Here is a 13,867-nt window from a genome sequence, read left to right as displayed (position 1 = left end):
TTGAAAAACTTTGGGATGGCATCCTTTTCTTGTTACAAGTTACAGGTTGCAAGTGACCAGCATCCAAAATATCCAATGATCAATATTGAATATTCAATAACCAGCATCCAAAATCAAATATCCAGTAACCAGCATCCCTTTCCTTTATGCTAACAGTTTTTTATTCTCTTTCTACCCCTCACCCTTTGGGAGCTCCCCTCACGAGGGGAGCAAGCGTCAGGCTACCTTCTTCGTTTCAACGAAGCTTTTTTCCCTTGCTAAGGGAAAATGTCGACAGACAAAAGGGTAAGGTGTTCAACCGAGCCAGAATGCGATACAATTGCTCTCCATCCTTAACTGCTAACTGCGACTGCTAACTGCCAACTAATTCTGAGGAGGGAATCCACCCTGGCCGCGTCTTTGGCGTCTTTCTTCCTGCATTACCTGGTATTGTTCCCACTGCTGTTCCGAAAGAACTTCTTTCATTTTCTTATCCTGCTCTTTGCGTGCTTCCTGCATTTTCTCGCGCATACCTTCAAAACCGGCACCGCTGTTTTGCATTTCTTCGCGCATGGCAGCCATATTCTCAAAATTCTCTTCCATAATTTCGCGGATTTTCTCTTCCTGATCGTCGCTTAAATCCAGGTTTTCGTCCATTTCTTCAATCTGTCGATCAACCATCGCCTGCGGATCAAAATTACCGGGTCCCATTCCGCCACCGCCACGGCCAAATGGCATTTGTTGCGAATTATTTCCCCCGTTGTTGCACGAAATAACCAGTGCACTTACCAGCACCATCACTAAAAATACTGTTCGTTTCATTTCAATTTTGTTTTTTGTTGATAAAGTTCAGCTGCTTTAGATGAAAACCAAAAGCAAAAGTTTAATGGCATAGCCGTTTTTGTTGCGAAACAAGCATTGTTAGTTGCGCCACAGGTACCTTCCCGAAACAAGAAACCCGCGTTGAGGAAGCTTTGGGAGTACTCCCAAAGCAAGGAACCCGCGTTGAGGAAGCTTTGGGAGTACTCCCAAAGCAAGAAACCCGCGTTGAGGAACCTTTGGGAGTATTCCCAAAGCAAGAAACACGCGTTAAGGAGCCTTCGGGAGTACTCCCAAAGCAAAAAAAACGCGGTAGGGGACCTTTGGGAGTATTCCCAAAGCAAGAAACACGCGTTAGGGAGCCTTCGGGAGTACTCCCAAAGCAAGAAACCCGCGGTAGGGAACCTTTGGGAGTACTCCCAAAGCAAGAAACACGCGGTAGGGAACCTTTGGGAGTACTCCCAAAGCAAGAAAACTGCGTTAGGGAGCCTTTGGGAGTACTCCCAAAGCAAATTCTTTACAAAAAATCTGTTATTTTTAAAGAATTAAAACCAAAGTTGCCGAATACATTGAACTTTACGCTGCACAAAATAAAAACTACCCCCCGCTGGCGTGATTTGTAATCCGTGCCTCTGCCAACTAGGCTAAAAAGGTTCTGATTGCACAACGGAACCAGCAGGCAATCTATTTTCTTCAGACAGATTCGCAGCTCTTAACATGGCTTATCTTAATTGTTCAAAAAATCTCCCAATTTCTATCCGATATCATCAAAAGGCTGAATTAAAATGTATTAACTTTGCGCTTTCATTAAATTAATTCAGTTACAAGATGAAGAGAGATACTTTGGTTTTTGATATTATCAGGAAGGAACACGAACGTCAGTTGGGCGGAATTGAGCTGATTGCTTCAGAGAACTTTGTAAGTGAGCAGGTTATGGAGGCAATGGGTTCGGTAATGACCAACAAGTACGCTGAAGGTTATCCGGGAAAAAGATATTATGGTGGTTGTCAGTTTGTTGACATGACCGAGCAATTGGCCATCGACCGTATTAAAGAATTGTACGGTGCCGAATGGGCCAACGTTCAGCCGCACTCGGGCGCACAGGCAAATGCAGCTGTGTTGAGTGTTATTCTTAAGCCGGGCGATACCTTCCTCGGACTCGACCTTTCGCATGGTGGTCACCTTTCGCATGGTTCGCATGTAAACTCATCGGGTATTCTTTACAATCCGGTTGCCTACAAGGTAAAAGAAGATACCGGACGTGTGGATTACGATGAGATGGAGGCGCTGGCCATCGAGCACAAACCAAAGTTGATCATCGGTGGTGCATCGGCATACAGCCGCGAGTGGGACTACAAACGCATGCGCGAAATTGCTGATAAAGTAGGTGCATTGTTTATGGTTGATATGGCTCACCCTGCAGGTTTAATTGCAGCGGGTTTGCTTGATAATCCTGTAAAATATGCTCACGTTGTAACATCAACAACACATAAAACATTACGCGGACCTCGTGGTGGTATCATCCTGATAGGTGAAGATTTTGAAAACCCTTGGGGTATTACAACGCCAAAAGGTGTGGTTCGTACCATGTCATCGTTGCTTGATTCGGCTGTTTTCCCTGGTCAGCAAGGTGGACCGCTTGAGCACGTAATTGCTGCAAAAGCTGTTGCATTTGGCGAGGCACTGGAGCCGGAGTACAAAGAATACCAGGCACAGGTGCAAAAGAATGCTGCTGTTATGGCACAGGCTTTTGTTGATCTGGGTTACAAAGTAATTTCGGGCGGTACTGATAACCACTCGATGTTGATCGACCTGCGTACAAAATACCCTGAGATCACCGGTAAAATGGTTGAGAATACCATTGTAAATGCGGAAATTACCATTAACAAAAATATGGTTCCTTTCGATAGCCGTTCTCCTTTCCAGACTTCAGGTTTGCGTGTAGGTACACCGGCGATTACAACCCGTGGTGTAAAAGAAGATCTGATGCCTGAGATCGTTCAACTGATCGACGACTCGATTGCAAACATTCACGACGAGGCATACATTAAAGCAGTTGGCGAAAAAGTTCACCAGTTAATGAAGGACTTCCCGTTGTTTGCTTACTAGTATTGATCTAACAAGTTAAAGCATATAAAAGCCCGGAATTATTTTCGGGCTTTTTCCATTTTAAAGGGGTGAATTGGTTAAGTTGTGAGTAATGCGGTAAGAAAAACAAAAGTGCATTGTAGCTTTACGAAAATGAAATTGTTAAATTGCTGAACTGTAAAATTAAAATCGAATTTCGTGCTCAGTGAAACTCTGTGACTTCTCGGTGTAACTCTGTGGTAAAAAAATATGCTGAACACCAATAGGTGGAAGGAGCGTGAATTTAAAACCAATTGTTAAACTGATTAGTTGTTAAGTTGTATCCTTGATACTCGAAACTCGGAACTCTCGGCTCGAAACTTAAAGATCTGAATATGGAATGGTACATGATACTGGCACTCGTTGGAACCGGAATTGCCGCCGGATTTATTAACACCACTGCAGGGGGCGGCTCTATGCTAACCATCCCTTTGCTGATGTTTATCGGCTTACCGGCCAATATTGCCAATGGCACCAACCGAATCGCCATTTTACTGCAAAATGTTATTGCCGTAAAAACGTTCAAACAGAAAAAAGTACTTGATTTTACAAAGGATTACCGGCTGGCAATACCTGCCATTGTCGGGTCGATAATTGGTGCGTTGTTTGCCGTTGAAATTGATCCCAAGCTTTTAAAAAATATTATCGCCGTGCTAATGGTGGTTTTGTTGCTGCTGGTGGTTTTAAAACCCGAAGTATGGATTACCGATCAGATTGGGAAGGTTAATCCCAAACCGTCGCCGCTGCAATACATCATTTTTTTTGCAATCGGTTTATTCGGTGGATTTATTCAGATGGGCGTGGGATTTTTTCTGCTCGCCGGGTTGGTTTTGGGCTGTGGACATAACCTGGTGCGCGCCAATGCAATAAAGGTTTTTATTGTTTTAATTTACACCGTGTTTTCCCTCGGGATATTTATTTATAATAAACAAGTTGACATTGTTGCGGGTTTAATACTGGCTGCCGGCAATATGTTCGGCGCATGGCTGGGCGCCAACTTTACGGTAAAAGGAGGCGCAAAATATGTGCGTTACGTATTGATTCTGGCCATGCTGATTGTGATTTTGAATTTGTTTGGGGTATTGTAGTTGCAAGGTACAAGCTTCAAGTCGCAAGCGAAATCCTGTTTTGAAAAAAGAACAATCTCCCCTCGTTGAGGGGAGTGCCCGAAGGGCGAGGGGTGAATATCTTCGAATTAGAAAAAATAGATTGGAGCACAAAAATAAAATACCAGTAACCATAATCACCGGCTTCCTTGGGGCCGGGAAGACTACTTTTATCAACTTCCTGCTGAAATCAAATTCCGACACTCAGTTTGCTTTGGTAGAAAACGAATTTGGTGCTGTTCCCATCGACACGAAACTGATAAAAGGTGTTGATGCCAGCCAGATGTTCGAATTGAAACAGGGCTGTATTTGCTGCTCCATTTCCGACGAGTACGAGCTGGTACTAAAGGAACTGGCTGAGCGTTTCCCGAATGTGGATCATCTGTTGATTGAAACCACCGGAATTGCCGATCCGGCACCTGTAATTCAACCTTTTTTTGCTGATGAAGATCTAAAAGAACTCTACGAATACAACGGCGCGATTTGTTTGGTTGATGCCTTGAACTTTGATGATCTACCGGAAGAGGAGATGGCATACAAACAGTTAACTATTGCAGACCTTATTTTGCTAAACAAAACCGAAAGCCTGGATGAAAAGCAGCAAGAGGAACTTACTGAAAGAATGAATAAACTGGCTCCTTTGGCCAAAATTCAATCAGCAAGTTTCGGAGTAGCAAAAGAACTGAAACTGAAAGACCTTAGACAACATTCGTTTAATGCGTATTCTTTTTTTTCGTACAAAAGCAATCATGCGCTGGTGCAAACCAAAACACTTTCATTTTCTGCTCCGTTAAAACGGGCCGATTTCCTTTACTGGCTGGAATACACGCTTGACATTTATAAAAGCCGGATTTATCGCTGCAAAGGTGTGGTGTGTTTCCAGAACGAACCTTTTGAATATATTTTGCAGGGAGTGGGCGGCCGCTTTGAATTAGAAGAAGGCGATTTAATTATGGAAGCACCGGAAAGTCATATTGTTTTTATTGGGAAATTGGATGGGCTGGCTTTAGACTTTAATCCTGAAATATAATTGCACGCAGATTTCGCGGATTTACGCAGATAAGAAATTTTAATCCGGAAGAAATCTGTGGCATCAGCGAAATCTGCGAGAAATTATTTCTTATCCAAGGAAAGCTATCCAAAGCGGAATAATAATTACCGAAAGCAGTGTGCCCAGCACCACAATTCGTGCTACTAGTTTTGTTTCCAGTTTATACTGAACGGCCAGCGCATACGGCGTTAGTCCTAGTGGCATTGCCGAATCGAGAATAGTGGCTTTAAACTGAAGATCGTTTAAACCGGCAGTTCGGATGCTAAATTGGAGCAGCAAAGGAAGAATGATCATGGTAACAATAACAAAACCGAAAACCCGGATCCATTCGCGGGGAGCGCCAATTTTATTTTGCCCCAGGAATATCCCCAGAGAGAATAGTACGATAGCTGTTACCGATTCGGCAAAAAGGCTGACGGTTTTATCGATAAACGTCGGGACTTTTATTTGAAACAGTACGATAGCTACACCTACAAAAACGGAGATCAGCAATGGGTTTTTGACCAGACTCAACATTAATTTCTTCGGCCGAATTGATTCTTCTCCAGTAGATTCGATAAGAATTACACCAAGCGTAAGCAGCCAGAAAACATATACCGCAGATAAAACGGCAGCTACCGGCAAAATATCGTCGCCAAAGCTGCTGCGAAGAACCGGGATGCCGAGGTAAGCCACGTTCCCAAATGATAGGATAAGGAACAGTGAACTGCGTAAACGCTTTGAAAATTTAAAAATCCGCGCGATGGGGAAGGCCAGTAACATGCACGTCGCAATATAAGCCGAATTAATAAGAATGAGTTGTGTATAGGATTCGCCTTGCGGGTCGAGGTGCATCAGCGATGCAACAACCAGTGCCGGGAATCCGATCCACAGCGCGTATTTGTTCAGCACATCAACCCACGGCCCGTGAGCCGCTTTTGTACGCGAAAAAAGCGTTCCGGTAAAGATAACGAGAAACAGGGGCGCAACAGTCTTCAGGGCCAGTAGAAAATGTGCCATAAATCCCGTTTTACTTGTTTTCAGTCATTGCCCAGTCGCCATAAACAATATGTTCACGCACGTCGGTAACAAACATTCCAACTTCTTTGGCAGCAGAAATTCCCAAATCTCCGTCTTCGAAAACCTGGCAAAGTTGTGGTTCAACACCCATCAATTCCGCACATTTTACAAAGGTCTCAGGGTGAGGTTTGTGTTTCTGCACATCGTCGGCTGAAACCACAAAATCGAAATATTCGCGAATACCCAGTTCTTTTAACTGCACTTCGGCACTTTTTCCGCTTGCACCGGTTCCTACCGACATGGGCAGTTTCCCGTGGTAATTTTTTACAATCGAAATCACCTCTTCAATTGGTTCAAGCAAATGCGCCGAGTCCCAAAATGCTTGTTGTTTCAGGCGAACAAGTATTTCGGGCTGTTCATCCACTTTGTATTGCTCAACAATTCGTTTGGCAAATTCAATGGTCGGGCGACCTGTCATTTCATGAATAATATTCGGGTCAAAATCAAAATTATATTTTTTCGCCACTATTTTCCAGGTTTCCAAATGCACCGGAAGCGAGTTCGACAAGGTTCCGTCTAAATCAAAAATCAAGGCTTTCGCCTCGGGATGAACTGTAATTGCCATTTTTCTATAATTTGCGGTAAAAGTAACAGAACCTCAACACTGCATGAAAGTTCAATCGTTAATAAGTGAAGATTTAATCATCAGTTAAAAAAGGTGATCGCGCTTATGCTTCCTTGAATTGTAAACTACATAGGTAAAATCTATTAGTCATTAAGAATTAGTATTTAAAAGCTTGTTAATTAAATAATTAATCATTTTTTTAGTCGTGCTGTTTTTCGTATCTTAATGCATCATTACATAAATTTTCACTTAAAACTAAGTATATGGAAAACAATCATTCAAAACAAGGCAAATGTCCTGTAATGCATGGTGGAAATACCGCTTCCGGCTCATCGGTTATGTCTTGGTGGCCCAATGCATTAAATCTCGACATTTTGCATCAGCATGACACTAAAACAAATCCATTAGGAAAAGATTTTGATTACCGGGAAGAGTTAAAAAAGCTGGATGTAGCGGCTTTAAAAAAGGATCTTCACGATTTAATGACCGATAGCCAGGAATGGTGGCCGGCCGATTGGGGGCATTACGGAGGATTGATGATTAGAATGGCCTGGCACGCTGCCGGTTCGTATCGAATTGCCGATGGCCGTGGTGGTGGCGGAACCGGAAACCAGCGTTTTGCACCACTAAACTCCTGGCCTGATAATGTGAGTCTGGATAAAGCGCGTCGTTTACTTTGGCCCATTAAAAAGAAATACGGCAATAAAGTAAGTTGGGCCGATTTGATCATTTTAGCCGGTAACATCGCCTACGAAAGTATGGGATTAAAAACCTTTGGTTTTGGCTTTGGGCGCGAAGATATCTGGCATCCGGAGAAAGATACTTACTGGGGAGCCGAAAAAGAATGGCTGGCACCAAGTGACGAACGTTACGATGATGTAACAAAGCCCGAAACGATGGAAAATCCGTTGGCTGCCGTTCAAATGGGATTGATCTATGTTAACCCGGAAGGTGTAAACGGAAAACCCGATCCTTTAAAAACAGCTCAGCAAATGCGCGAAACTTTCCGCCGAATGGCTATGAACGATGAGGAAACAGTGGCGCTGACTGCCGGTGGACATACCGTAGGAAAAACTCACGGTAACGGCGATGCAGAAGCGTTGGGACCTGATCCGGAGTCTGCGGATGTGGATGAGCAAGGTTTGGGTTGGAAGAATCCGCATAAAACCGGTAAAGGAAGATACACGGTTACCAGTGGTTTGGAAGGTGCTTGGACAACAGAGCCAACAAAATGGGATAACGGTTATTTTAAAATGCTGTTTAACCACGAATGGGAATTGCGTAAAAGCCCTGCCGGTGCTCAGCAATGGGAGCCTGTGAATATTGCAGAAGAAGATAAACCGGCCGATGTAGAGGATTTTTCAATCCGTACCAGCCCGATGATGACCGATGCCGATATGGCCTTAAAAATGGATCCGGAGTACCGAAAAATCTCTGAGAAGTTTATGAATGATTTCGATGCGCTTTCTGATGCTTTTGCCCGTGCCTGGTTTAAACTTACGCACCGTGATATGGGGCCCAAAGCGCGTTATTTTGGTCCGGATGTTCCTGAAGAGGATTTGATTTGGCAAGACCCAGTACCCGCAGGTAAATCGGATTATGATGTGGAAGCTGTAAAAGCTAAAATTGCGGCATCAGGGCTTGGCATTGCCGACATGGTTTCTACGGCCTGGGATAGTGCGAGAACTTTCCGCGGGTCGGATATGCGTGGCGGTGCCAATGGTGCCCGCATTCGTTTGGCTCCTCAAAAAGACTGGGAAGGAAATGAGCCGGAGCGTTTGGCGAAGGTTTTAGCGGTACTTGAACCAATTGCTGCTGAATTCGGAATTAGCGTAGCCGATGTAATTGTATTGGCCGGAAATGTTGGGGTAGAGAAGGCCATAAAAAATGCAGGAATGAATGTATCTGTTCCGTTTTTGCCCGGACGTGGAGATGCCACTGATGAAATGACCGATGCTGAGTCGTTTGCTCCGCTTGAACCGTTGGCCGACGGTTTTAGAAACTATCAGAAAAAAGATTATGTGGTTAGCCCGGAAGAATTAATGCTTGACCGTGCCCATTTGATGGGATTAACAGCTCATGAAATGACAGTTCTGATTGGCGGTATGCGTATGATGGGAACTAACTACGCAGGTACAAAACATGGGGTCTTTACGGATAATGTCGGGGCTCTGAGCAACGATTTCTTTATAAACCTTACCGATATGGCTTATGTTTGGGAACCCACCGAAAAAGGACATTACAATATTCGTAACCGGAAAACTGGTGAAGTAAAATGGACGGCAACACGTATTGATCTGGTATTTGGATCCAACGCCGTTTTACGCGCGTATGCCGAGGTTTATGCACAAGACGATAGCAAAGAGAAATTTGTAACCGACTTTGTAAAAGCCTGGAATAAAGTGATGAATGCCGATCGTTTTGATGTTGAATAAGCAATAGCTCTTATAAATATAAAGGCTGTCCAATACTTATTTTGGACAGCCTTTTTTATGTCTTTTTGCTAATTGTAATCTTATATCTCCCAGGCAATAACAATGTTTGTGCGCATTTCAATTTCGTCGGGCGAAAGCACTGAAGTAATATCAGCTTTTGCTGCACTCATGACAGGCATCGATTCTGCGCGCATAAGTTCCATGTTTGTATTGTATGGCCCAACCATTCTGGGCTCTCCGTATTGAATCGATTTGATTTTGCCTAATTTAACTTCGGCGCTTTTAGCAATCACGGTTGCTTTCTGTTTGGCATCTTCTACGGCCAGCTGAATGAGTTTTTCTTTTACCGTTTCCATTTGTTCTTCCGAAAGCGCAAAATTCAGATTGAAATTCGACTGCAGATTATCTTTAATCAATTCAAAGATTTTATCATTCTTTTCATAATCTTTTTTGGTACGAATGGTCACCGGAATGTTTGCCTCATAGCCTTCAAATACCGACTGCCGCAGTTCAGGATCGTATTTTTGTACTTCGCGGATTGAAAAACTGTTTGTTTTTATCAGCTCCTCGTCAATTCCGTTTTCTATAAAAAGTTTCTTGATTTCGTCCATTTTTTCAACAGACATTTCTGCACATTCCTTGTAGTTTTCGCTTTTCACACTAAAATTTACAGTGAACGATATATCTTCAGGAGCTAACTTAACTGATGATTTTCCTTCAACAGTAATAATTCCACCTTGATTATTTTGTGCAAATGAACCGAATGCAAAAACGATAATGGCCAGTGATAAAATAATTTTCTTCATGACTTAATTTTTAATGATTTTAACTGTTTGTCTGTTACTTTGAATCCGTAAAGTTACAAAGTATATGCCAGAAGAAAGTTTAATTTCAAAATCGCATTATCGCGCTGTATTTTTACGAAGCTCAACGATTTTTTCAATCGGTAAGGCTTCAATTTTATGCCCATCTCTTCCCGTTGTCGTTTTTGCAGCCACCAGTGAGTTTAAAATCGCTTCTTCGGTAGCTTCAATGGTAGCCAGAAACAGAGGAGACATTTTATCGTTATGAAGTTCTTGTATCGCCAGTACAGGATTTTCGAAATTATACGGAATCCGGTTTTCCTTGGCTGTAGAAAAGGCAATAACATAATCGCCGCTTCCGTTCGATGCAATTCCACCGGTTTTTGCCAATCCCAACATCGCTCTTTTTGCCAGGCGTTTCAGGTTGCGCGGACCGATTGGTGCGTCAGTCGCCACCACGATCATACAAGAGCCATCTTCCTGGTTGCGTATCGATTCGCTAAAAGGGAATTTTCCCAAAGCCTCGCCGGCATTAAAATCATCGATCTTTAAAACACCTCCAAAATTAGTCTGTACCAAAACACCAACGGTATAAGCGCCCAGGTTATCAGGTAAAACTCTCGATGAAGTTCCGATTCCGCCCTTAAATCCAAAACATATTGTACCCGTTCCGGCACCCACATTTCCTTCTGCAACCGGCCCGTTTGTGGCTGATTCAATAGCACTCAAAACGTGGTCCTCCTTTACATGGCGGCCCCTGATATCGTTTAACCAGCCGTCGTTGGTTTCGCCAACCACTGCATTTACCGAACGAACATCTTTATTCCGATTCAACGTGTAAGTAATCAAAGCATTGCAGGCCGTAGGAACGCTCAATGTGTTGGTTAATACGATAGGAGTTTCAATATTTCCCAACTCTTCTACCTGGCTGTATCCGGCCAGTTTGCCAAAACCATTTCCGATATAAATGGCAGCAGGTACTTTCTCCTGAAAAATGTCTCCGGGATGCGGGATAATGGCAGTGACACCGGTACGAATATTTTCTCCTTCAACAATTGTTGTATGGCCAACTTTTACGCCTTCCACATCGGTAATGGCATTTAACGCACCGGGAATCATAACTCCGGGTATGATATCGTAATCGCGCAGTCGTTGCGAAAACGCGGAACAAACAGTCAGAAACAGCAGGAAAAACAAAAAGATTCGTAACATTTTTATTTGTTTGATGAATGTGAGCTTTAAAAATACACTATTTTCAACACTCAATTCTATAAATCATTTTTATGACACGGACTTTTTTTATCAGCGTAATCCTTTCGTTGTTTTTTATTACGGAATTTGCTCAGGAAAAAATCACAAAAAGCGAAAAGCAGCATATTCTGTCGTTGCTTGATAAACAGGCAGAAGCGTGGAACGAGGGCAATCTTGAAAAGTTTATGGAAACCTACTGGAAATCGGATAAGCTGGTTTTTATGGGCTCGCGCGGACCAACATACGGTTGGCAGGCCACGCTGGATAGCTACAAAAAAGGATACCCTGATAAAACTGCAATGGGACACCTTGAATTCAAAATTCTAGATATCAGTAAAATTGATACCAAAACGGTTTTTCTAATCGGGCGTTTTGAGTTAACCCGCGAAATTGGCGATTTGGCAGGCCATTTTACACTGGTTATTCAAATGATTGATGGGGAGTGGGTGATTATCAGCGATCATTCGAGCGGTGAAAGTTAATTGTCGGACTTTTTGAAAACCACTCGTAATGTTACTTTTGAGTCCACCTTGCGGTTATCCCTGATTGCCGGGGTCCATTTCGGTCCGTTAAGTACAATCTCTTTTGCCAACTCAAAGAATTTTTCATCGGCATCATTCAGGTTTACAATATCCTGAATTTCTCCAGAACTGTCCAGGGAGAGGCGGAGTTTTACAACCACTTTATCCGTTTCATAATCCGCCGGCAGAACAGCCTTTTCTTTTAGATAAACCTTGTATTCAGTTATTCCGTCTACCGGAGTGGCAGCCGAGTTTAAAGGCTCATCATTAATTATAGTGGTAGAGCCGGTTACACTTTCTTTTTTCTGGGTTCCATATCCAATCACAACAACTTCGCTTAACCCCACCACGTCATCGGTTAGCTTTATGATATTGTCGGAATCTTTTTGTGGATGAAACTCTGCTGATTCCATTCCAATAAAACTGGCAACAACAGGATTGCTGTCGTTTTCAAGTTGCATTTGGAAATTACCTTCAATATCTGTTATAGTGCCATTGCTTGTTCCCTTTTCAACAACGGATACCCCCGGAAGTGGCAGTCCGTCGCTGTCGGATAGAATCTGTCCACGGATGATATTGTCTTTTGTTGTGGCACTTTTTGAAAGTAGTACAGGCGCGGGCTGAGTTTGTGCTAATTCAATTTCTTTTTGTTTCTCAATAAGTTTTAATTCTGTGTTTTGCTTCAAATCCTCTTCTGCTGTTTGTATCGGTGTAGTTTCAGCAATGGCTTCATTTTCGGCAAGATCATCAACTATAATTTCATCTTCGGTAATTATTGTTTGGGGCTCTTCTATTTCAATATTTTGCTCTTCTGCTGGTTGTTGTATTCTTGAATCTGCTGTTGCCTCTGTTTCTTTCGTAACTTCAACTTTAGTATTAACTTCTGGCTCGTCTTGAGGCACTATTTTTTCCTCTGGTTCAGAATGCTCTTCTTCCATCTTCTCCGTTTTTACCTCACTTACTTTATCAATTGGATGGTCATGATTGAGTTGCATCCAAATAATACCCGAAGTTATGAGTAACAGAATAGTTGCAGCAGCGGCAAAATAGGGTATACTTCTATTTCGTTTTTTATTGGCGATTTTTTTGGACAGATCATTCAAATCGTACTCGAATTTCGAAGAAGAAACGCTTTCATAACCATCCATAGCTTCTGCTTCAAACGGATATTTTTGCAGCTCTTTTTCAAAAGCATTCCGTTCGATATCTGTCATTTCATTGGCCAGATACCGCCTGAATAGTTCCTTATCAATATGATTTTTATTACTGCTCATTTTTTGTTTCCAGACAAATTTTCAGGTTACGTTTACCATTCTGAATCAAACTCTTAATTTTTTTTATCTCGACTTTTAACTCGTCGGCAATTTCACGGTAACTTTTGTTTTCAAAATAAAACAACCGGATACTTTGCCTCTGTTCTGCCTTCAACCGCTCTATACAATCTTCCAACGCTTTTGCTGTTTCCTCGCTGTTATCTTCTCTGTCAAAAGGATGCAATTCCGCTTCATTTTCCATAAAAACCGACAACTCCTCGTCGTTTGAGGTTAAAACAATTTTTCGCGACTTGTTTTTACGTAATTCCATTAAACAATGGTTTTTGGTAACTACGTATAGCCAACTTTTAAAGTTTTTTACCTGCTGATTGGGAAGATCGGTTTGCAGCTTTTCATAAATTTCGATTACGGCATCTTTTGCCCGTTCCACATCTTTATAGTACTTCAAACACACTCCGTAAACCAAATGCATATAACGAGTGTACAGCTCACCCAGATATTCCGTTTCAAGTTTTTCCTGAAACAGTTCGAGCAACTCTTCGTCGCTCAGTTTCTTCATATTTTTTTGAAATAGGGTAAGCCGCATTCTGGTTTTCAATCTAATAATTCCCCCTGGCTTTGCCAAGGGGTTCCGCTTTTTCTCCCCCGTTGAGGGGAGATGTTATCCGTCAACTGACGGATGACAGAGGGGTGAAATAAAGAAAATTCGATTCTCTGCTATTTAGCTGAAATGAAGTTGGCGAAATACCCATTAGCTCTGCCACGGGATAGTCAACTTCGGGAATTTTCTTTATTAGCCCCTAAAAGTAAGATAATTCAATTTTATTAAAAATTATTTATGGAATAAGAAACGCTGTTGCATCCTGTTAGTGAAATC

Annotated in this window: 13 protein-coding genes; 5 read left to right on the top strand and 8 right to left on the bottom strand. The window is 42.5% G+C overall.

Going from position 1 to position 13,867, the window contains the following annotated elements; translation table 11 throughout:
• Positions 1-363: 363 nt before the first annotated feature.
• Positions 364-801, bottom strand: a complete 438-nt coding sequence (locus tag G4420_RS21190) for a hypothetical protein (RefSeq protein ID WP_163325948.1) — start codon at positions 799-801, stop codon at positions 364-366.
• A gap of 825 nt (positions 802-1,626) precedes the next feature.
• Between G4420_RS21190 and glyA the strand changes: the two genes are divergently transcribed.
• From glyA to G4420_RS21170, 3 genes are all read left to right on the top strand, one after another.
• Positions 1,627-2,907 (top strand): serine hydroxymethyltransferase, encoded by a 1,281-nt coding sequence (gene glyA / locus G4420_RS21180; protein WP_163325947.1) that lies wholly within the window; start codon positions 1,627-1,629, stop codon positions 2,905-2,907.
• Positions 2,908-3,260: 353 nt separating this feature from the next.
• Positions 3,261-4,013 (top strand): sulfite exporter TauE/SafE family protein, encoded by a 753-nt coding sequence (locus G4420_RS21175; protein WP_163325946.1) that lies wholly within the window; start codon positions 3,261-3,263, stop codon positions 4,011-4,013.
• A 121-nt stretch (positions 4,014-4,134) separates the two neighbouring features.
• A complete protein-coding gene (locus G4420_RS21170) occupies positions 4,135-5,061 on the top strand; it encodes a CobW family GTP-binding protein (protein ID WP_163325945.1) in 927 nt (308 codons plus the stop codon).
• Between the two features lie 90 nt (positions 5,062-5,151).
• Here the strand turns inward: G4420_RS21170 and G4420_RS21165 are convergent, their stop codons facing one another.
• Together G4420_RS21165 and G4420_RS21160 are read right to left on the bottom strand one after the other, a co-directional pair.
• Positions 5,152-6,081 carry an AEC family transporter gene (locus tag G4420_RS21165; RefSeq protein ID WP_163325944.1) on the bottom strand — a complete coding sequence of 310 codons (930 nt, stop codon included), beginning with the start codon at positions 6,079-6,081 and terminating at the stop codon, positions 5,152-5,154.
• A 10-nt stretch (positions 6,082-6,091) separates the two neighbouring features.
• Positions 6,092-6,706 (bottom strand): beta-phosphoglucomutase family hydrolase, encoded by a 615-nt coding sequence (locus G4420_RS21160; RefSeq protein WP_163325943.1) that lies wholly within the window; start codon positions 6,704-6,706, stop codon positions 6,092-6,094.
• Positions 6,707-6,969: 263 nt separating this feature from the next.
• On the opposite strand from G4420_RS21160, the gene katG reads away from it, so the two are divergent.
• A complete protein-coding gene (katG, locus tag G4420_RS21155) occupies positions 6,970-9,141 on the top strand; it encodes a catalase/peroxidase HPI (protein WP_163325942.1) in 2,172 nt (723 codons plus the stop codon).
• Between the two features lie 80 nt (positions 9,142-9,221).
• Here the strand turns inward: katG and G4420_RS21150 are convergent, their stop codons facing one another.
• The 3 genes from G4420_RS21150 to G4420_RS21140 are packed head-to-tail and all read right to left on the bottom strand — an operon-like array spanning position 9,222 to position 11,156.
• Complete coding sequence (locus tag G4420_RS21150; protein ID WP_163325941.1) at positions 9,222-9,947, bottom strand: SIMPL domain-containing protein; 726 nt, start codon at positions 9,945-9,947, stop codon at positions 9,222-9,224.
• 3 nt (positions 9,948-9,950) lie between these two features.
• Entirely contained in the window at positions 9,951-10,031 is an 81-nt protein-coding gene (locus G4420_RS23625; protein WP_163325986.1) for a T9SS type A sorting domain-containing protein, read from the bottom strand.
• 12 nt (positions 10,032-10,043) lie between these two features.
• Positions 10,044-11,156 carry a DmpA family aminopeptidase gene (locus G4420_RS21140; RefSeq protein ID WP_163325940.1) on the bottom strand — a complete coding sequence of 371 codons (1,113 nt, stop codon included), beginning with the start codon at positions 11,154-11,156 and terminating at the stop codon, positions 10,044-10,046.
• A 71-nt stretch (positions 11,157-11,227) separates the two neighbouring features.
• Between G4420_RS21140 and G4420_RS21135 the strand changes: the two genes are divergently transcribed.
• A complete protein-coding gene (locus G4420_RS21135) occupies positions 11,228-11,677 on the top strand; it encodes a YybH family protein (protein WP_163325939.1) in 450 nt (149 codons plus the stop codon).
• Here the strand turns inward: G4420_RS21135 and G4420_RS21130 are convergent.
• Together G4420_RS21130 and G4420_RS21125 are read right to left on the bottom strand one after the other, a co-directional pair.
• On the bottom strand, positions 11,674-12,990 hold the full coding sequence (locus G4420_RS21130; RefSeq protein WP_163325938.1) for a carboxypeptidase-like regulatory domain-containing protein: 1,317 nt from the start codon (positions 12,988-12,990) through the stop codon (positions 11,674-11,676). The two genes, G4420_RS21135 and G4420_RS21130, sit on opposite strands and share 4 nt — an antisense overlap.
• Positions 12,980-13,549 carry an RNA polymerase sigma factor gene (locus tag G4420_RS21125; RefSeq protein WP_204273775.1) on the bottom strand — a complete coding sequence of 190 codons (570 nt, stop codon included), beginning with the start codon at positions 13,547-13,549 and terminating at the stop codon, positions 12,980-12,982. The genes G4420_RS21130 and G4420_RS21125 overlap by 11 nt, the downstream gene beginning before the upstream one ends.
• Between the last annotated feature and the right edge of the window lie 318 nt (positions 13,550-13,867).

It is taken from the genome of Draconibacterium mangrovi (assembly GCF_010586825.1).
Taxonomy (GTDB): Bacteria; Bacteroidota; Bacteroidia; order Bacteroidales; family Prolixibacteraceae; genus Draconibacterium; species Draconibacterium mangrovi.
The sequence above is the reverse complement of the archived record's forward strand: the minus strand, read 5'-3'. Positions and strand labels throughout refer to the sequence as shown.